Source organism: Amycolatopsis samaneae, assembly GCF_039541975.1.
Classification (GTDB): Bacteria; Actinomycetota; Actinomycetes; order Mycobacteriales; family Pseudonocardiaceae; genus Amycolatopsis; species Amycolatopsis samaneae.
The window spans coordinates 200,999-220,271 of record NZ_BAABHG010000003.1 but is presented as its reverse complement, the minus strand read 5'-3'; the positions used below and the strand labels follow the sequence as shown (position 1 = coordinate 220,271).

The following is a 19,273-nucleotide window of genomic DNA, read 5'->3' as shown; positions in this document are numbered from 1 at the left end:
GCGACTCGGTCGCCCCCACGGCCGGTCGGGGATGCCGACGGACGGCGGATCGGCATCCCCGGCCACCTTGCTTCACCGCGTCACCGGGGCCAGTGCAGGAAAGGACCACGCATGTCCCATTCCCTCGACCCGGCACGGCTGCCGCGGCGCACGTTCCTGGCGGGCACCCTCGCGGCCGCCGCCGCGGCGGCCGTGCCCGGTGTGGCGACGGCCGCGGCCCCCACCGGCCCGCGGCCACCGGCCGGACAGGCGGACCTCTCCCGCGCGGTCATCGACTCCACGATGAAGCGCTTCACCCCCGCCACCATCGGCGGCTGGGGCTACACGCTCGGGCTCTACATGTACGGCCAGTACCTGTGTTACCGGCGGACCGGGGAGAAGAAGTACCTCGACTTCGTCATCGCGTGGTACGACCGCTTCATCACCGACAGCGGGATCTCCAACGGGTTCACCAATCTCGACGCCATGCGGTCGTGCCAAATGCTTCCGCTGCTCTACACCGAAACCGGCGTCAAGAAGTACAAGACGGCGGCCGACCAGCTGCGCAAGCGCTTTCCCACCTACCCGCGCACCGCCGACGGCGGCATGTTCCACGCGACGAGCAAGGTCGGGCAGCTGTGGGGCGACGGCGTCTACATGGCGCAGCCGTTCCTCGCGTTGTACGGCAAGACGTTCGGCGACGCGGAGTACTGTTTCGAGGAGTCGGCCAAGAACCTCGCGGTGTACTTCAAGCACCTCTCCGAACCGGCCAAGGGCCTGCTGTACCACGCCTACGACGAGGACGGCTCGGAATCGTGGTCGTCCGGGCCCGGTCACCATTCGAAGTTCCACTGGGCGCGGGCGATCGGCTGGTTCGGCATGGCCGCCATCGACATCCTCGAGGTGCTGCCCGCCGGACACCCCCGCCGCGCCGCGCTGATCGACATGGTGCGCTTCCTCGCGGCCGGGTACCGGCGCTACCAGGATCCGGCGACCGGACGCTGGTACCAGGTCGTCGACCGCGGCGGCGACGCGAAGAACTGGCTGGAGACCTCGGCCTCGTCGATGTACACCTTCACCCTCGCCCGCGGTGTCGAGCGCGGTTACCTGCCCGCGTCGTACCAGGGCGTCGCGGACCGGGGCTACGCCGGGGTGCTGCGGAAGGTGACCCGTGACGCGGACGGGCTGACGAACGTGGCCGACATCTGCGAGGGCACCAACGTCGGCGACCTGGACTTCTACTACGGCCGGGCCCGCCGGACCAACGACTTCCACGGCCTCGGCGCCTTCCTGATCATGAACGAACAGTTCACGAAGAAGCCGCACTAGCCCGCGCCGCTCCATGCCGGTAAGGCCGCCTTACGGACGTCAGACCCCCGTAAGGCGGCCTTACCGGTTTTCACGGTCCGTGGGGGCCTCCTTGAGGGACTCAGAGTCCCTCAAGGAGGCCCCCACGGACCTACGCGAGGATCAGCAGCGCGGAGTGGAGCCGGAGGTCGCGAGGCGTGGCGCGGCGCCGGTAGTCGTGGTGGTGCCGGTGACGCAGTAGCCGTCGACGCTCTGGAAGCCGACGTCGAACGGGCTCTTCCCGCCCCGCTGCACGACGAACCGGTCGACGGCGATGCCCGCGCTGTTGTTCGCGATGATCGCCGGGCGGCCGTCGTCCTTCGCGAACCGCAGCGAGCCGCCGTCGAACCGGACGTCCGACGCGTAGTGCAGGTACCAGCCGAACGCGGGCCGGGTGCTGATGCTCTTCGGGTTGTAGTCGGTGGCCTTGTTGTCCGGCACCCCGGTCGACATGGTCCCGTTCCCGCCCGGCACGGACAGCTCGACGTTGGTGAACCGCACGTCGCTGACCCGGTTCGCCGCCCCGGCACCCCAGATGGTCGGGCTGAACGAGCCGCCGCCGGTGTAGGTGCCCTTGACGTCGTCGAAGGTGATCCCGCTGATCGAGCCGACACCGGGATCGTTCCCGCACCGCTTCCTGGTCCCGATCTTCATCATGATCGGCGAGTACGTCCCGGACATGGTGACGTTCCGGTAGTGCACGTCGGAGATCTTCGCCCCGTCCATGGACACGATGCCGATCCCCGACTTGTGCGCGCCGGTGATGACGACGTCGGAGAAGTGGTACCCGGTGAAGTCGCCGCAGGTCTCCGAGCCGAACATCAGCGCGTTGCAGCACACCGCCGACAGCTTCGCGCCGGTCACCGTGACGTCGCCGTTCGGCAGTTTCTTCCCGAGCGCGTAGTCGCTTTTGAACACGAGCGCGTCGTCGTTCGCGGCGACGGTGATGTTCGTGATGCGCACGTTCGTGGTGCTGATGATGTTCCAGCCGTCCCGGTCACTCGCGGTGTCGATCACGAGGTGGTCCGAAACGACGTCGCGACAGCCGTTGATCAGCGCCGCGAAGTGCCCGCCGCGCCGGAGCTTGATCCCGTTCAGGGTGAGACCGTCACACCGGGTGAGCGACAGGATCTTGTCGGCCTCGCCGCTCTTCGGGTTCCCGGTGATCAGGTGCCCGCCGCCGTCGATCGTGCCCGCTCCGGTGAAGGCGACACCGGTGAGGCCGTCCCCGGTGAACATCGCGTTGTGGAAATGGCTGTGGCCGTAATCCTGGTAATCGTCCCACTGATTGGGTTCCGGTTTGTCGTAGGACTTCGCGTCCGCGCCGACGACCGTGGCACCAGCGTCCAGCTGGATCGTCACCCTGCTCTTCAGATGGACCGTGTTCGCCGATTTGTAGGTGCCGGGCGGGAAACGCACCGTCCCGCCGCCGGCGCCGCCCGCCGCGGCCACCGCCTTCTCGATCGCCGGTGAGTCGTTCGCGGAGCCGTTTCCCTTGGCGCCGTAGTCTTTGACGTCGAACACGCCACCGGGAAGAGCCGAGGAAACCTGCGCTCCGGAAAGGACAAGGAGCGCGGAGACGAGCAACGCGAAACCCGGCCTGGCCGACGCGACCAGGCCCCTTCTCTGCTTTTTCACAGGGATACCGCCCAATTCGTGAGGAGAATTTCGGGACACGACGGCGGAAAACCCAGAATACGAGCGAAAAGGGGCCCGCGCCACCCCCAGTCGGGCGCGGGCCCCTCCCGGTGTCGCGCACCGGCCGGGATCCGGAACTCAGACAGGGGAAGCGCTGTCCGAGTTCCCTGGTGTAGTCCGCGTCACACCCGAGCGGGTGACCAGTGCGGGAAAGCGCTTACTCGACCGGCTCGGCAACGCCGCCGACCACCCGCGGCGACCCCTGGCCGCGTCGCGACCGGCCCGGCCGGAACCACCCGGGGACCGGCGACCCGCGGGGGCTTCGAACACACCATGTCCCCAGCCTTGCGTCCCGGCGTACACGAGTCGTACAAATCGCTGGTCGCGGGCGCGCGCACCGGGGTTCACCGAATGGAGCTAGCGGATCACCCAGATCGCCCATAGCATCCGGGCCATGGGGAACCTGCCGACTGGGGCGGCACCTCCCGCCGGGCACGCGGCTGTGCGGTTCCGGATCCTCGGCCCGCTCGAGGTGACGGTGAACGGCCAGGTGCTGCCGCTCGGCGGGCCCAAGCCGCGCCTGCTGCTGGCCGCGCTGGCCCTGCAGCCCAACGTCGTGGTGTCCACCGAAGCGCTGGTCGAGGTGCTGTGGCCAGAGACGGCGCCCCGCTCGGCGGCGGCGAACATCCGCACGTACGTGCACTCCTTGCGCCGCCGCCTCGCCGAGCACGCGCCCGAGCTGGCGGACCGGATCAGCAGCCGCGCGTCGGGCTACCTGCTGACCGCGGAGCCGGACGAGCTCGACCATGTCCTGTTCACCGGACTCGCCATGAACGCCCGCGGCGTGCTCGAACGCGGCGAGCCTGAGGCCGCGCTCGCCCTGCTCGACCGGGCCGAGTCGCTGTGGCGGGGCGAGGTCCTCGAAGGGCTCCCGCATGATCACGCCTGGAGCGCGACCATCGCCCGTCTGGGTGAAGTTCGGCTGTCGGTCCAGGAGCAGCGGGTGAAGGCCCGGATCGACATCGGCCGCTGCGACGAGGCGGTGGCCGAGCTCCGCGGGCTCGTCACCGAGCATCCGCTGCGCGAGGAGCTCTGGGCCCAGCTGATCGGCGCGCTGCGTGCCGCGGACCGCACCGCGGAGGCGATCGAGGCCTACGACATTGCCGAACGCGTCCTCGCCGAGGAACTGGACGCGCGGCCGGGCGCCCGGCTACGGGAACTGCGCGCCTCCCTGGTCACGGCACCGGCGGAGCCGCCGCCGGTAGCCCGGGAGACCCCGGCGGCCCCGATCTGCCAGCTGCCGCTGGACCTGCCTGACTTCACCGGCCGCGACGAGGTCGTCGGCGCGGTGGTCACGCTCCTGCGCGAGCGCGCGGACCACGGCGCCCCGGCCGTCGTCGTGCTGTCCGGGGCACCGGGCGCGGGCAAGTCCGCGATCGCCGTGCGGGTGGCGCACGCGGTGCGCGAGGTGTTCCCCGACGGGCAGTTGCACGTCGACCTCGCCGGGACGTCCTCCGCGCCGAGGGCACCGCTGGGCGTGCTCGCGGAACTGCTGCGGACGCTGGGAGTGCCCGACGCCGGGCTGCCCCGCGAACTGCCCGAACGCGCCGCGCTGCTGCGGTCGCGGCTCGCCGGACGGCGCCTGTGCGTCGTGCTCGACGACGCGGGCAGCGCGGCCCAGGTACGGCCGCTGCTGCCGGGCAGCGGCGCGTGCGCGGTACTGATCACCAGCCGCGTCAAGCTGCCGGACCTGGCAGGCGCGGCCCCGGTCGACGTCGGCCTGCTGCCGGAGGCCGAGGCGGCGCGGCTGCTGTCGGGCATCGTCGGCGCCCGCCGGGTGGCGGCCGAGCCGGACAGCGCCGCCGCGATCCTGCGGCAGTGCGGGCACCTGCCGCTCGCGATCCGGGTGGCCGGGGCGAAGCTCACCCACCGGCCCGGCTGGACGCTGCGGGTGCTCGCCGACCGGCTGCGCGACGAGCACCGGCGGCTCGACGAACTGCGCGTCGGCGACCTCGCGGTCCGCGCGAGCGTGTCGCTGTCCTACGACCTGCTGCCGATGTCGGCCGCGACGGCGTTTCGCGGGCTCGGCGGGCTGGGCGCGGTCCAGTTCCCGTCGTGGGTGGTCGCCGCGCTGCTCGGCAGGCCGGGCGCCGAGGACGTGCTGGACGTGCTCGTCGACGCGCACCTGGTCGAGCTCGTCGGTTCCGACGCCACCGGCCAGCCGCGCTACCGGCTGCACGACCTGCTCCGCTGCTACGCCGTCGAACTCGCCGAGCGGGACGACGCGCGGAAGAGCCGGGCGGCGGCCCGGCGGGTGCTGGAGGGGTATCTCGCGCTCGCGGTCGAGGCCGCCGGGCGGATGCCGATCCACTTCTTCGGCCAGTATCGCGACGACGACGCCGGGGATCCTCCGCTGCCGCCAGGCATCGGTGAGCTTCCCGCCGACCCCGCCACGTGGTTCGCCGCGGAGCGGCACACCGCCGTCGCGGCCGTGACGTTCGCCGCGGAAACGGGCTGTGACGAGCTGGCGTGGCGGCTGACCGCGGCGCTGACACCGTACTTCGACCTGCGCGGGCACCAGGACGACTGGCTGGCCACGCACGCGGTGGCGCTGGCGGCGGCCCAGCGGTCCGGGTCGGCGCGCGGCGAGGCGATCATCCAGCGCAACCTCGGGCAGGTCTACCTCTACCAGGACCGGTACGCCGAGTCCGAGGTGGCGTTCGCGCGGTCGAAGGCGCTCTACGACCGGATCGGGGACGCGCAGGGCGCCGGGATCGCGCTGGCCGGCCTCGCCGCGATCGTCCGGATCCAGGGCGACAACGAGACCGCGCTGGCGCACTGCCACGACGCGCTGAAGTTGTTCGCCGAGGCGGAGGACCGGCACGGCGAGGCCGTCGCGAGGATCGCGACCGGCGCGGTGTGGATGGCCCGCCACTGCTACCACTCGGCCGAACGCTGGATCCGCGACGGGCTCGAACTGTCCGTCGCGATCGGTGACCGGCACCGCGAGGCACACGGGCTGAAACGGCTCGCGCTGATGTACCAGCACAAGGGAAACCTCGCGGCCGCGCGCGAGCACGTCGACCGCGCGATCGCGATCTTCACCGAGCTCGGCGACGACCACTGCGTCGGCTACGCCAACCAGAACCTCGGCGAACTGTGCCTGTACAGCGGGGATTTCGCGCACGCGCAGCTGTTGCTGGTGAACTCGCTGAGCGTGCACCGGCGCAACGGCGACCGGCGGTCCGAGGCCGAGGTGTCCCAGCTGCTCGGCGAGCTGCACGAGGCACTCGCGCAGCCGGAACGCTCGCGGACCTACTCCGAACGCGCGCTGGCGATCTGGCGGGAACTGTCCGCGCGCCCCGAGGAGTCCGCCCTCGCCGACCGCCTCGGCGACCCCGCCCCGGACAAACCCCGCGGCCCCCGCCGTATCGCCTCCGCCTGACCGTCCCGTTCCCCGATCTCGCGTGACTGGCAACGTAACTCGCGTGATCGGAGACGTAACTCGCGTGATTCGAGGAGTTACGCGTCCAATCACGCGAGTTCGGTGTCCCATCACGCGTGTTACGCCCCTGATCACGTGAGTTCGCCGAAGTAGGTTTGTATCGATCGTGTATGGGGTGTGTCCAGGCTTCACCCGTTCTCATGCGTGTGGGTGAAGGGAGACGGGCATGGCCCGGAACGTGATGCTCCGCCGGCTCGGCGCGGCGGCACTGGCCGCCGGGGCCGTCACGGCACTGGTCTCGGCCCCGGCCGTCGCGGCGCCGTCCGGCACCTGGCGGGCCGATCTGTCCACTGTGGATGACGACGACGTCAACGTGCGGTCCGAGGGCGGGACGCTGACGCTGGCCGACGCCGCCTGGCACCGAACCGCGCTGGTGACCTCGGGCAGTGAGGGCAGGCTGCTGCTGGCCGAACACCCGCTGGACGGCCCGGCGAGCCGGGTCACCGCCGAGGTCGCCGCGGACACGCCTACCGGCACCGCGGTCGAGGTCGACGTCCGCGGCCGCACCGGCGCGGACGACTGGACCGAGTGGACTCCGGCCGGCCAGGGCGCCGCGACTTTCGGCACGCCGGTCGGCGCGGTGCAGGTGCGGATTTCGTTGTCCAGCACCACCGACGGCGTCCGTCCCACCGTCCGTGACGTCCGGCTCAGTGCCGACACCGCTCCGCAGACCGACGCCGCCACCGCCGCCGCGCCGTTGACCTACAAGGTCTACGGCACCCGCGAGGGCCTGATCGGCGGCACCACCGCCAACGGCCACAAGATCGTCGCGCGCGATCACTTCGTCTCCTTCCCGTCCGGCAGGTCGTTGTCCCCCAAGGGAACCGGCAACTACACCGCCCGCGTCTGCCGCACCGACAACAGCCGCTGCGAGTACGCGCCGGTGTGGGAGGTCGGCCCGTGGAACGAGCAGGACGACTACTGGAACCCGGCTTCGAAGCGCCAGAAGTTCAAGGATCTGCCGCAGGGCAGGCCGGAAGCGCAGGCCGCGTACCAGAACGGCTACAACGGCGGAAAGAGCGGACTCGGCACCAAGGTACAGAACCCGGCAGGCATCGACCTCGCCGACGGCGTGTTCTGGGACGGGCTCAAACTGTCCGACAACGCCTGGGTGAACGTGACCTACCTGTGGACCGGCTCCGGCCCGACCGGCGTCGTCACCACCGCGGGCGACCCGATGAACGTGCGGGCGGGCGCGAGCACCTCGGCCGCGGTCAAGGGGCTCGCGGCGAACCACGCGAAGGTGACCATCGAATGCTACGTCGTCGGCGACTCGGTCACCGGAAAGTTCGGCACCAGCAGGATCTGGGACCGGATCGGGCCCGGTCACTACGTTTCCGACACCTATCTGAAGACCGGCTCGAACAGCCCGGTCGCTCCGAAGTGTTCCTGAGCGTACTCCGACAGTGTTGCCGACATCGGTGCGGAAACACCCCGATAACGAGTGAGCCGGAACTCCTCGAGCGGATCTTGAGCGGAGTACTGTTGACTCCTATCCCGGCGGGCTCGTCCCGCCGCCGACGCGAAGGCCCGGTGAACCCCCTGCACCGGGCCTTCGCCTTGTCCGGTGCCGCCTTGTCCGGTACACCCCTGTCCGGCACGGCCTCGCCCCGCCGCCCACGCGCAGCGCACCGATCCGATTCCCGGGACGAGCGACGAATTCACATCCTTGAACAAATAGGGACCGAGTAGTTCGAGAATGCCACCGAACGCGGCTGTACAGGCGCGTCACCATTGTGCGAAACTCGGCCGTTCCCCTTTCCGGCGAAGAAGGGCGGGTATCGTGAGCGTTTCCCGGCGCACCCTGCTGAGCACCGCGGCCGGCGCCGCGGTCGCGGCGGGCACCCTGACCCCCTCGGCCGCGTCCGGCGAGGCAGCGTCCATTAAGGCAGCGTCCATTAAGGAGATGCCCGGTGAGGCCTCGGTTTCCGCGACCCTGCGCGGCGCCGCGGACTACGCCGTGGCGAAGCTGCGCGCCGTCGCTCCCGGCGTCACGGCCTTCCCGGTCGGGACGCGGTTCGAGAAATGGACCTATTCGAACAATGGCGACTGGGTGGGCGGATTCTGGCCGGGAACGCTGTGGCTGGCGTGGCTGTACAGTGGCGAGGAACAATTCCGCGCGCTGGCGCTCGCCTCGGCGGAAAAGCTCGCGCCACGGCAGCACGACACCGGGACGCACGACCTCGGATTCCTGTTTTATCCGTCCTGGGTCACCGCGTGGCGGCTCACCGGGGACGAGCACTGGCGCGCGGGCGCGGTGCGGGCGGCGGACTCGCTGATCCAGCGCTACAACCCGCGTGGGCGGTTCATCCGCGCCTGGGGCGCGCTGAACGACCCGAAGAACGCGGGCCGGATCATCATGGACACGATGATGAACCTCGATCTGCTGGCGTTCGCGACCGAACAGACCGGGGACCCGAAGTACCTCGACATCGCCACCGCACACGCGAGGACCGCGGAAAGCGTGTTCCCCCGGCCCGACGGCTCGACGCCGCACGTGTTCGACTTCGACCCGGCCACCGGGGCGCCGATCGGGCCGGGCACCGTGCAGGGCTACAGCCCGGCGTCGTGCTGGTCGCGCGGGCAGGCCTGGGGGATCTACGGGTTCACCACGATGTACCGGCGCACCGGGAACCCGGATTTCCTGGCCACCGCGCGGAAACTCGCGGACTTCGCGCTGAAGGCGCTCACCACGGACCACGTCCCGGTGTGGGACTACCTCGCCCCGCAGCAGCCGGACGACGTCAAGGACGCCTCGGCCGGCGCGATCATGGCCTGCGGGCTGCTCGACCTCGCGGTCGCGGCCCGGCGCCCGCACTACCGCGAAGCGGCGTCGCGCCTGCTCACCGCCCTGTCCCGCACCTGCCTCACGACGCGCTCGGCCCGGGCCGAGGCGATCGTGGCGCGCTGCACCCGCAACCGCCCCGGCGAGGACGGCGTGGAGATCTCCCTCCCCTACGCCGACTACTACCTGCTCGAAGGCATCCTGCGGGTGCTGCGGCCGCACGACGCCGACCGCGCGATCGACCTGTCCTCGGTCTGATCGCGCGGCCGGCGCCCGTCGTGTTCAGTGGTGCTGGTGGTGCTGGGCGTGGACGACGGCGTGGCCGAGGCCGCGGCCGATCATCCACTTGTTGACCGGGACCGTCACTACGAAGGCGATGGCCAGCGAAAGCACCAGTGACAGCCAGAACAGCACGTTGCCCAGCCCGGCGTCCATGGCGCCGGGAATCGCGACGATCACGGTGTTGTCGACGATCTCCATCACCGCGATCGACACCGTGTCCGCGGCCAGCGCGACCTTGAAGGCGGCGCCGAGGCCGAGCCCCGACTTCAGCACGCCGCGCATGGTCAGCCCGTAGCCGAAGACGAACGCCAGCGCGATCGAGAGCACCACGGTCGCCGCGTTGTGCAGGCCGAACGCCGTCCCCAGGATCATGCCGAGCACCTCGCCGATGGCGCAGCCGGTCAGGCAGTGCAGGGTCGCCGTGGCGGCCATCGACCAGCTGGCTCCGTGTCGTGTCTCGTTCATGCCGACGACTATACCCCCCTGGGGTATTCAGGCAAGTGTGACCGCCCTCGCTCCGATGAACGATCCAGTAACCCTTCGCGCACAAGCCGTTGACCGCCGTAGCCGATTCCCCTACTTTCGCCCCAGGTCTCCACCGCGCGTGGACCGTTCGTGAGTCCCGTGAGGAATGAGTGGGGATGCCTGCGCCGAGAAGAACGCTCGTACTGGGCGTCGCACTACTGTCGCTGCTGTCCGGTGTGGCCGCGTGCGGGAGCAGGGCGGCGGACGAGCCCGCGAGCGTGGGGGAACCGCGGGTGGCGTTCGTGCCGAAGGTCGCGGGCATCCCATACTTCACCGCGATGGACACCGGCGGCCAGGCCGCGGCGCGGCAGCTGGGCATCCGCTGGGTCTCGACCGGACCGTCCACCGTGGACCCGGCGGCCCAGGTGCGGATCGTGCGGGATCTCGTGCAGCAGCGCGTGAACGTGATCGCGGTGGCGCCCAACGACCCGGACGCGCTGGCCCCGGTGATCGCGGACGCCCGCGCCAAGGGCATCCACGTGCTCACCTCCGACACGGACGCGCCCGGCACCCAGCGCGAGGTGTTCGTCAACCAGGCCAGCGCGGAGGGCGTCGGCACCGCGCTCACCGACGCGCTGATGACCAAGACCGGCGGGAAGGGCAAGTACGCGATCGTGTCCTGCGGCCCCGCCGCGGCGAACCTCAACGCCTGGATCGCGGTCCAAAAGCGCTATACCGCCGAGCGGTATCCGCAGGCCCAGCTCGTCGAGACCGTGTACGCCGGGGAAGACAAGGACAACGCCACCACCCTCGCCAAGGAGCTGATGGCCCGGCACCCGGACCTCACCGGACTGGTCGGCGAGTGCACGACGTCCGCGCCGGGGGTCGCGCAGGCGGTGCGGGACCAGCAGAAGATCGGGCAGGTGTTCACCGTCGGTGTCGGCACCCCGCAGGCGATCAAGCCCTACCTGCTCGACGGGTCGGCCTCGCAGTCGGTGCTGTGGAACGTCGAATCGCTCGGCTACCTGACCGCGTGGACGGCCAAGCAACTCGCCGAGAGCAGGCCGCTCACCCCGGTCAACAAGGTCAGCCTGGAACTGCCCGCGGTGAAGTACGACCTGCCCCAGCGAACCGTCCTGCTGGGTGACCCCCTGCTGATCACGAGCCAGAACGTCGACCAGTTCAAGTACTGACCGGCGTTCCGATGCACCGGGGTCGAACGACCACCGCGCTTACCGCACGGTGATCGTGACCGTGGCGGTGCTGGTCATGGCGGGGAGCAGCGCGGTGTCGACGACCAGGTACTCGCCGTCGTCCTGGGCACCGCCGGGCAGCAGCTTCGCGCCGAGCCGGTACGGCGGCGCCGCGTTCGTCACGCGGTCGATGCCGAAGTCGCTGTCGTTGGACACCACCACGGTCCGGCCGCCGTCCGGGCTGACCACGCCCTCGATCTTGTCGTGCCCGAAGAACCCGCCAGCCGGGTCGAGCGCGGTCACCAGCGCGCCGAGGTCCAGATGCGGCTTCTTCGCCACCGGCCGGATCCCCGCGGCCGCGAGGTCCGCGGTGGCGGTGGCCGTGTCGTCGGTGCCGACGTAGGCGTCGATGCTCTTGCCCTTGACCAGCAGGCCACCCTTCGCCGCCTCGTAGGGCCCCGCCGTGGTGCGCGGGCCGACGTCGGTGGCACCGGCGAGGTCGATGGCGAACAGCTTCTTGTACGCGCCGGGCTGCGTCGCCCCGTCCCGCTCGTCGACGAGGAACCGGGTCGCCGACAGCGCGGTGATCTCGCTGACCGCCGTCTTGGTGTCCTTCGGGTTGTCGAGCAGGTACAGGTACTCCCGCGTGACGCGCGTGCCCAGGTCGACCGTGACGATCCGCAGCGTGGTGACGTTGCCCGGCTTCTTGGTGAGATCCGGCTGTTGCAGCGCGGACTGCATGATCCCGACCAGCGTCCGGCCGTCCGGGGTCAGGGTCAGGCCCTCCATGCCCTTGTTCGGCACGCGGTTCGCGAGCTCGGCGGGCAGCGTCCCGTCGAACGGCGACAGCCGCTCGATCGCGCGCCCGTCCCGGCCGAAGTGGGTGATGAACGGGCCGTACTCGTCCGAGACCCAGAACGTGCCGTCCCGCTGCACCGCCAGGCCCTCGGAGTCGTAGCCGTTCGGATCGGCGGCGAGCGGGTGGCCGGCCAGGTCGACGATCTTCTCGCCGGTGTTCGCCTGGGTGTTGACCCGCCCGGAATACGGCGTCCCGTCCGCGGCGCGCAGCGGGATCGTCTTCTCCAGCACGGCTTTCCCACCGGTGAGCCGGAACTTCCCGATCGCCGGGGTGAACGCGGGCAGCGGTTCGACCTTCCCGCCGTCCGGGGCGTCGACGTTGGGGCCGCGGTCGGTCAGCCCGTAGACCTCGTGCGGCGAGCCCGGCACGGCGGCCAGCGACGAGCCGTACGCGCCGCCGGTGACCCGCACGCCGTCGATGGTGGCCAGCGGCGGCACCTCCGCCGGGTACAGCTTCACCGCGTCCGACGCCGTGTAGGTGAAGGAATCCGTGCCGGTAAACCCGGGCGCCGGTGTGTAGCGGAACGTGCCGGACGGGTCGAGGCTCAGCGCGCCGTGCGCCGGGGCGGTGTGCCGCACCACCGAGCCGAGCCTGCCGCGCAGCCTGTCGTTGGCCAGGACACCGTGGTGCCGCACGTCCAGCGTCCGCCCGGCCCGCGCGCGGTAGTGGTCGTCCCCGGCCCGCGGGCCCTGTGCCTCGGCAGTACCCGCGGTGAGCAGCGGCAGGACCAGCACTCCCACCGCGACCGCGATTCTCGCCCGCTTCATCCGTCTCTCCTTCTCCGGCGTCCGACGACGCCGGAGAAGGAGTCTGGGTGCCCGACATGGACGGCGGCCGTCTTCGAGACAACGGTGTTGTCACCGTCCGCGCCGGACGTTGGCCGCGACCGCGCCCGCGCCGAGGATCAGCACCAGCCCGGTGACGCCCCAGCGACGCTGCGTCTTCACGCTTTCCGCGTGGGACCTTTTGGCCTCGGCCGCCTGCGTGGTGGGGGTCGGCGTCGCCTCCGGACGCCGATGTCGTGACGGCGCCGGGGAGGGCGGCGGGGCCACCATCCTGGGCGTCGGCAGCGCCGAAGGCGGCGGAGAAGGCACCGGCGGAGGTGGCTGGGGTGACGGAGGCGGCTGGGGCGGGACCACCGAGGGCGAGGGTGGCGGCTCCAGCGGCGGTGGCGGCAGCGGGCTGGACGGCGGCGCGCTGGGCGGCGTACTCGGCGGAGTCGTCGGCGGTGTGGCCGGGGGCGTGCTGGGCGGGAGCGGCGGGCCGAGGCAGCCCGCGGCGTCCGCGCTCACCAGCGGCGGACCGGTCGCGACCTCGGTGGCCGGCGCCGAACCGTCCCTCGGCAGCCGGTAGGTCACGCTGCGGTGCCCGATCCGGTTCGCGGTGGCGTAGAGCGCGCCGTCCTTGCCGAGCACCACGGCGCCGTACGCGGTCGCGGGCGGGAACCGCAGGTCCGGCCGTTCGGCGACGTGCCCGGTCGCCGGGTCGATCGTGACCACCGCGCCGCCGCCACGCGAGGAGGTCGAAACGCCGTACAGCAACCCGTCCGCGGGGTCGTAGTCGAAGTCGTCGACGCTGATCGCCAGCGAGATCGGGCGCAGCGGCGCCTGCCCGATCACACGGACGTAGCCGGGGCTCGCCGGGTCTATGTCCACTGTGTACAGTTCGCCGTCCCGGCGCACGTACCAGACGCGACCCGCCACGGCGCCTGCGGTCGCGCCGGTCACCAGGCTCCACACCGGACGGCGGGCCCCCGCGCGGGCCACCGGGCCGAGGTCGGTCACCGCGTTGTGCCGGTCGATCGTCACCGCGTGCGCGCCGTCGAGGAACCGGCCTGCCCTGTTGCCGTCCGCGACCGCGTAGACGAGGTCCTGCTTTTCCGCGTAGCCCAGCGCGTTGAGCCAGTAGCCGACCTCGGACAGTGCCTCGGTGCGGCCGGAAGGCACCGCGAACCTGCGCAGCGTGGTCGGTGCGCCCGCGTGCTCGTTCTCGGCCTGCAGGACCAGGCAGTCCGGCGGCGCGCCCGCGGTGGATCGCGGGGGCGCGAACGCGCCGGTCAGCGCGAGCAGGCCGGCGACCGCGACGGCCGCCGCGAAGGCCACCCAGTGCGCGCGCATGGCTCAGGAAAGCCGTTCCAGCGCCGCGGTGAACGCTTCCGACGAGACCTTCGCGCCGCCACTGAACGGGTTCTGCAGCTGATAGATCGTGAACAGCACCAGCGCGACGGTGCCGGCCACGGTGGACACGATGAGCACGTGCGCCACCAGCCGCGTCCCGCCGAAGAGGTTGGGCAGCAACAGCGCGAGCAGCCCGCCGAGGATGAGGGCGAACCACACCACGTCGCCGACGCTGTGATGCCCGATGTCCTCGAGCCGGCTCTGGCGGGTCTGGAAGACCTCCCACAGCTGGCTGCTCGCCTGCTGCTTGCGGTCCACGAGCCAGCCGTCCTGGCCGTCCACCTGGACCTCCGCCACCGTCTGGCGCATCTGGTCGAGCTGGGACCAGCCGGTGTCGGGCACCTTCCCGCCGTCGGCGAGCCGGGGCCACTCCTGCTTCTCGACCGTGGTGAGGTAGGCCCGCGCGAGCTGGTGCAGTTTGTCCTTGACCTCCCCCGGCAGCGATTCGGCCGCCCACGCCGCGGCGACCACGCCGTTGGCCTCCTTGTAGGACTCCTCCCGCGCGACGTTGACCCCGTCGAACAGCGAGATGAGCACGAACGCCGCGACCACCGCCTGGAGCCCGCCGACGATCGTGAAGACCTGGCCCGCCGCGTCGTTGTTGTCCCGCCTGCCCTCGTCCCAGCCGAACCGGCGTACCAGGTAGCCGATCACCCCACCCACGACAGCGGCCCCGGCGACCCACAGGATCCCGGTGACGTACATGTTCATCCGGCGTACCTTTCCGGCGTATTCGACCCGGCGACTCGCCCAAACTAGTCAGCCATTCAATACGCGACAAGCCGAGATCGACGATTCATCCGAGTGGCCTTATCGCATGGCGGAATCATCGCCTTTCGGCCCAATTGCCCCGGCGGAAACTCCTTGTTCGCTCGCCCTGCGCACCAGCCATTACCCTGGTGAACAAGGAGTTTTCCCGGTCGAGTGACGCGCGGACACATGCGGTCACCGGTGTCCGAAATGATCATTTTCACGACTCGCGACAGCCTGTCCGCCTGACCCGATCGTGTGCTTGTGCGTCGCCCCCGTCTTGCTATGTTGATTCCGCGGTGCCCTCGACCCGCGTATAGAGCGGAAATAAGACGAAACCCGGCTGTGCGCCTTTTCGCGCGCGGTCAGACATCTCGACGATGGGTGGTTCTCACTGTGACTGTCACCGAGCCGGTCGACTCCGCGAACCCGACCGACCAACCGCAACTGAGTCTCGGCCGCGCCGCCGCGCGCACACTGGCGACGACGACCAAGTCGGTTCCCCAGATGCAGGGCATCTCCTCCCGGTGGCTGCTGAAACTGCTGCCCTGGGTCGAGGTCTCCGGCGGCACCTACCGGGTCAACCGGCGGCTGAGCTACACCGTCGGCGACGGCAGGGTGCAGTTCACCTCCGCCGGTTCCGAGGTCCGCGTCATCCCGGCCGAGCTCGGCGAGCTGGCGCCGCTGCGCGGCTACGAGGACGAGGACGTGCTGGGCGAGCTGGCAGGCCGGTTCAGCCAACAGGAGTTCCAGCCCGGCGACGTGCTCGTCGAGTTCGGACACCAGGCCGACCGCGTGTACCTCATCGCGCACGGCAAGATCAGCAAGGTCGGCGCGGGCGCGTACGGGGACCAGACGGTGCTCGGCACGCTCGCCGACGGCGACTACTTCGGCGACTCCGTGCTCACCAACGGGGACGTGATCTGGGAGTACACCGCGAAGGCGGTCACCGCGTGCACGGTGCTTTCCCTGCCACGCCAGTCGTTCGACGACATCGTCGGCCGGTCGGACTCGTTGCGCGAGCACCTCGAACAGTTCGTCGCGGGCGGACAGCTGTCCCGCAACGAGCACGGCGAGGCGGAGATCGACCTCGCGTCCGGGCACGACGGCGAACCGCAGCTGCCCGGCACGTTCGTCGACTACGACGCCTCGCCGCGCGAGTACGAGCTGAGCGTCGCGCAGACCGTGCTGCGGGTGCACAGCCGCGTCGCCGACCTCTACAACCAGCCGATGAACCAGATCGAACAGCAGTTGCGGCTGACCATCGAGGCACTGCGCGAACGCCAGGAACACGAGCTGATCAACAACGGCGACTTCGGCCTGCTACACAACGCCGACTTCGACCTGCGCGTGCCGACCCGCAGCGGCCCGCCCACACCGGACGACCTCGACGAGCTGCTCGCGCTGGTGTGGAAGGACCCGGGTTTCTTCCTCGCGCACCCGAGGACGATCGCCGCGATCGGCCGCGAGTTCACCAAGGCCGGGGTCTACCCGGAGTCGGTCGACCTCGGCGGGCACCAGGTGCCCGCCTGGCGCGGGGTGCCGATCCTGCCGTGCAACAAGATCCCGGTGACCGAGACCAGGACCAGCTCCGTGCTGCTGATGCGCACCGGAGAGGAGGCGCAGGGCGTCGTCGGCCTGCACCAGACCGGGCTGCCCGACGAGTACCAGCCGGGACTGAACGTGCGGTTCATGGGCATGAGCGATCAGGCGATCATCTCCTACCTGGTCAGCGCGTACTACTCGGCGGCGGTGCTGGTGCCGGACGCGCTCGCGGTACTGGAGAACGCCGAGATCGGACGGGAAGGCTGAGCCGTGACGCTCATCGACGAACCGGCCGCGCCACCCCAGCAGTCCCTCGGCACCACCGCGGCACGCCAGCTCGCCACGACGACCAAGACCGTCCCGCAGATGCGCGGGATCACCCCGCGGTGGCTGCTTTCGCAGCTGCCGTGGGTCGGCATCCCGGCGGGCAGCTACCGGGTCAACCGGCGGCTCACCTACACCGTCGGCGACGGGAAGGTCACCTTCCTCACCACCGGCGCGCGGGTGCAGGTGATCCCCGCCGAACTCGCGGAACTGCCGCTGCTGCGCGGTTTTTCCGACGAACAGGCCCTCACCGCGCTGGCCGAACGGTTCGAACAGCGCGAGTACGGGCCGGGTGAGGTGATCGCCACCGCCGGGTCCACTGTGGACATGGTGGTGCTGATCGCGCACGGCAAGGTGAGCAGGCTCGGCACCGGTGAGTACGGCGACCCGCAGCTGCTCGGCACGTCCAGCGACGGCGACCAGCTCGGCGGCGAGATGCTCAGCGGTGAGGCCAGGGAATGGACGTTCACCGCGAAGACCGCGACCAGCTGCACGGTGCTGGTGCTGACCGCGGCGGCGTTCCGGGCGCTGAACGGGCGGGCGGACCCGCTGCGCGCGCACATCGCCGAGGTGCTCGCGAATCCGGCCAAATCGCACAACAAGGCCGGTGAGGCGAGCATCGACCTCGCGTCCGGGCACGACGGCGAACCGCCGATCCCCGGCACGTTCGTCGACTACGACGCCTCACCGCGCGAGTACGAACTGGCCGTCGCGCAGACCGTGCTGCGGGTGCACAACCGCGTCACCGACCTCTACAACGAGCCGATGGACCAGCTCGAACAGCAGCTGCGGCTGACCGTCGAGGCGCTGCGCGAACGCCAGGAGCACGATCTGGTCAACAACACCGATTTCGGCCTGCTGCACAACGCCGATCTCGCCCAGCGGATCACCACCCGCACCGGGCCGCCCACCCCGGACGACCTCGACGACCTGTTGTGCCGCCGCCGCAAGACGCGGTTCTTCCTCGCGCATCCGAAGGCGATCGCGGCGTTCGGCAGGGAGTGCACCGCGCGCCGGGTGTACCCGGCCAGCGGTGTGCTGGACGGGAAGCGGGTCAACACCTGGCGCGGCGTCCCGATGCTGCCGTGCGACAAGATCCCGATCAGCGAGACGGGCACGACCTCGATCCTGGCGATGCGCACCGGCCAGGACGACCACGGCGTGGTCGCGCTGCGGCCGGAGTCGCTGCCCGACGAACGGCAGCCGGGGCTGAACGTGCGGTTCATGGGCATCAGCGAACGTGCCGTGACGTCCTACCTGGTCAGTGCCTACCACTCGGCAGCGGTGCTGGTGCCGGACGCGCTCGGGGTGCTCCAGGACGTCGAGATCGGCCGCTGAGATGACCACGGCAGACACCCGCGTCACCGAGCGGTCCGCCGGCGAGGTCCTCGGCTGGAGCCGGGATCTGCTCGACCCGGCGCTGCGCGCGTCGGTGGACCGGCTGCCGAAGGCGATGCGGCACATCTCCGGCTATCACTTCGGCTGGTGGGACGAGCGGGGCGAGCCGATCCACGCCAGGGCCGGGAAAGCGGTCCGCCCGGCCCTGGTCCTGCTCTGTGCGGAGGCGGCGGGCGGGGCGGCCGCCGAAGCCGTCCCCGCCGCCGTCGCGGTCGAACTCGTGCACAACTTCTCGTTGCTGCACGACGACGTCATGGACGGCGACACCACGCGACGGCACCGGCCGACGGCGTGGAGCGTGTTCGGCACGTCGGCGGCGATCCTCGCCGGGGACGCCCTGCTGTCGCTGGCGATGGAGATCCTCGCGCCGGGTGGCGCGGCGGGGATCCGGGTGCTCAGCACGGCGACACTGGAGCTGCTGGAAGGCCAGAGCGAGGACCTCGAGTTCGAGCGGCGCGGCGACGTCCTGCCCGACGAGTGCGCGCGGATGGCGATGGGCAAGACCGGCGCCCTGATCGGCGCGGCCTGCACCCTCGGCGGCCTGGCCGCCGGGGGCCGGGCCGAGCAGGTCGAGCGGCTCGGACTGTTCGGGCGGTCGCTCGGGCTGGCCTTCCAGCACGTCGATGACCTGCTCGGGATCTGGGGTGATCCGGAGGTCACCGGGAAGCCGGTGTTCTCCGACCTCCAGAACCGGAAGAAGTCGCTGCCGGTGGTGTCGGCGCTCGCTTCCGGCGCCGACGGGATGCGGGAGCTGTCCTGTCTCTACGCCCAGGAACTCCCGCTGTCGGAACCACAGCTGGCACGGGCGGCGGAACTGGTCGAGCTGGCAGGCGGGCGCGCGTGGAGCCGTTCGCAGGCGGATTTCCTGCTGTCGGAGGCGATGCAGCACCTCGCGGTCGCGAACCCGTCGCCCCGGCCGGGCGCCGAACTGGCCTCGCTGGCCAGGCTGCTCACCCACCGGAGCCGCTGATCTCGTTGTCCCGCATGGGGAAAGTCGGGTTCCCCTCAGCGGGCGTGTGTCCCGGG

The 19,273-nt window shown here is 70.8% G+C and carries 13 protein-coding genes; 8 read left to right on the top strand and 5 right to left on the bottom strand.

All coding sequences use genetic code 11. The annotated features are described in order from the left end of the window. Nucleotides 1-111: 111 nt before the first annotated feature. Nucleotides 112-1,308 (top strand): glycoside hydrolase family 88/105 protein, encoded by a 1,197-nt coding sequence (locus ABD987_RS08115; RefSeq protein ID WP_345388729.1) that lies wholly within the window; start codon nucleotides 112-114, stop codon nucleotides 1,306-1,308. Between the two features lie 141 nt (nucleotides 1,309-1,449). Here the strand turns inward: ABD987_RS08115 and ABD987_RS08110 are convergent, their stop codons facing one another. Then, nucleotides 1,450-2,964 carry a glycoside hydrolase family 28 protein gene (locus tag ABD987_RS08110; RefSeq protein WP_345388727.1) on the bottom strand — a complete coding sequence of 505 codons (1,515 nt, stop codon included), beginning with the start codon at nucleotides 2,962-2,964 and terminating at the stop codon, nucleotides 1,450-1,452. A 454-nt stretch (nucleotides 2,965-3,418) separates the two neighbouring features. Here ABD987_RS08110 and ABD987_RS08105 point away from each other — a divergent pair, with 454 nt between their 5' ends. The 3 genes from ABD987_RS08105 to ABD987_RS08095 all read left to right on the top strand — a co-directional run bounded on the left by ABD987_RS08105 (nucleotide 3,419) and on the right by ABD987_RS08095 (nucleotide 9,512). Then, nucleotides 3,419-6,409 (top strand): AfsR/SARP family transcriptional regulator, encoded by a 2,991-nt coding sequence (locus tag ABD987_RS08105; protein WP_345388725.1) that lies wholly within the window; start codon nucleotides 3,419-3,421, stop codon nucleotides 6,407-6,409. 226 nt (nucleotides 6,410-6,635) lie between these two features. Next, nucleotides 6,636-7,862 carry a hypothetical protein gene (locus ABD987_RS08100; RefSeq protein ID WP_345388723.1) on the top strand — a complete coding sequence of 409 codons (1,227 nt, stop codon included), beginning with the start codon at nucleotides 6,636-6,638 and terminating at the stop codon, nucleotides 7,860-7,862. Nucleotides 7,863-8,252: 390 nt separating this feature from the next. Beyond that, entirely contained in the window at nucleotides 8,253-9,512 is a 1,260-nt protein-coding gene (locus ABD987_RS08095) for a glycoside hydrolase family 88 protein (protein WP_345388721.1), read from the top strand. Nucleotides 9,513-9,536: 24 nt separating this feature from the next. Here the strand turns inward: ABD987_RS08095 and ABD987_RS08090 are convergent, their stop codons facing one another. Next, nucleotides 9,537-9,968 carry a DUF4396 domain-containing protein gene (locus ABD987_RS08090; RefSeq protein WP_425551078.1) on the bottom strand — a complete coding sequence of 144 codons (432 nt, stop codon included), beginning with the start codon at nucleotides 9,966-9,968 and terminating at the stop codon, nucleotides 9,537-9,539. Between the two features lie 203 nt (nucleotides 9,969-10,171). On the opposite strand from ABD987_RS08090, the gene ABD987_RS08085 reads away from it, so the two are divergent. After that, nucleotides 10,172-11,194: an autoinducer 2 ABC transporter substrate-binding protein gene (locus ABD987_RS08085; protein WP_345388717.1), complete on the top strand. Its 1,023-nt coding sequence runs from the start codon at nucleotides 10,172-10,174 to the stop codon at nucleotides 11,192-11,194. Nucleotides 11,195-11,233: 39 nt separating this feature from the next. Here ABD987_RS08085 and ABD987_RS08080 read toward each other — a convergent pair whose 3' ends face one another. The 3 genes from ABD987_RS08080 to ABD987_RS08070 form a co-directional block, all read right to left on the bottom strand. Further along, complete coding sequence (locus ABD987_RS08080) at nucleotides 11,234-12,820, bottom strand: esterase-like activity of phytase family protein (RefSeq protein WP_345388715.1); 1,587 nt, start codon at nucleotides 12,818-12,820, stop codon at nucleotides 11,234-11,236. A 90-nt stretch (nucleotides 12,821-12,910) separates the two neighbouring features. Further along, complete coding sequence (locus ABD987_RS08075) at nucleotides 12,911-14,170, bottom strand: DUF6923 family protein (protein ID WP_345388713.1); 1,260 nt, start codon at nucleotides 14,168-14,170, stop codon at nucleotides 12,911-12,913. Nucleotides 14,171-14,173: 3 nt separating this feature from the next. Continuing rightward, the gene (locus ABD987_RS08070) at nucleotides 14,174-14,941 is read right to left on the bottom strand and encodes a bestrophin-like domain (protein WP_345388711.1); all 768 of its coding nucleotides are present in this window, start codon (nucleotides 14,939-14,941) and stop codon (nucleotides 14,174-14,176) included. A gap of 435 nt (nucleotides 14,942-15,376) precedes the next feature. Here ABD987_RS08070 and ABD987_RS08065 point away from each other — a divergent pair, with 435 nt between their 5' ends. The 3 genes from ABD987_RS08065 to ABD987_RS08055 are packed head-to-tail and all read left to right on the top strand — an operon-like array spanning nucleotide 15,377 to nucleotide 19,217. Beyond that, nucleotides 15,377-16,792 carry a family 2B encapsulin nanocompartment shell protein gene (locus tag ABD987_RS08065; protein WP_345388709.1) on the top strand — a complete coding sequence of 472 codons (1,416 nt, stop codon included), beginning with the start codon at nucleotides 15,377-15,379 and terminating at the stop codon, nucleotides 16,790-16,792. Between the two features lie 3 nt (nucleotides 16,793-16,795). Beyond that, nucleotides 16,796-18,187 (top strand): family 2B encapsulin nanocompartment shell protein, encoded by a 1,392-nt coding sequence (locus ABD987_RS08060; RefSeq protein WP_345388707.1) that lies wholly within the window; start codon nucleotides 16,796-16,798, stop codon nucleotides 18,185-18,187. Nucleotide 18,188: 1 nt separating this feature from the next. Continuing rightward, nucleotides 18,189-19,217 (top strand): family 2 encapsulin nanocompartment cargo protein polyprenyl transferase, encoded by a 1,029-nt coding sequence (locus ABD987_RS08055; RefSeq protein ID WP_345388705.1) that lies wholly within the window; start codon nucleotides 18,189-18,191, stop codon nucleotides 19,215-19,217. Nucleotides 19,218-19,273 lie beyond the last annotated feature (56 nt).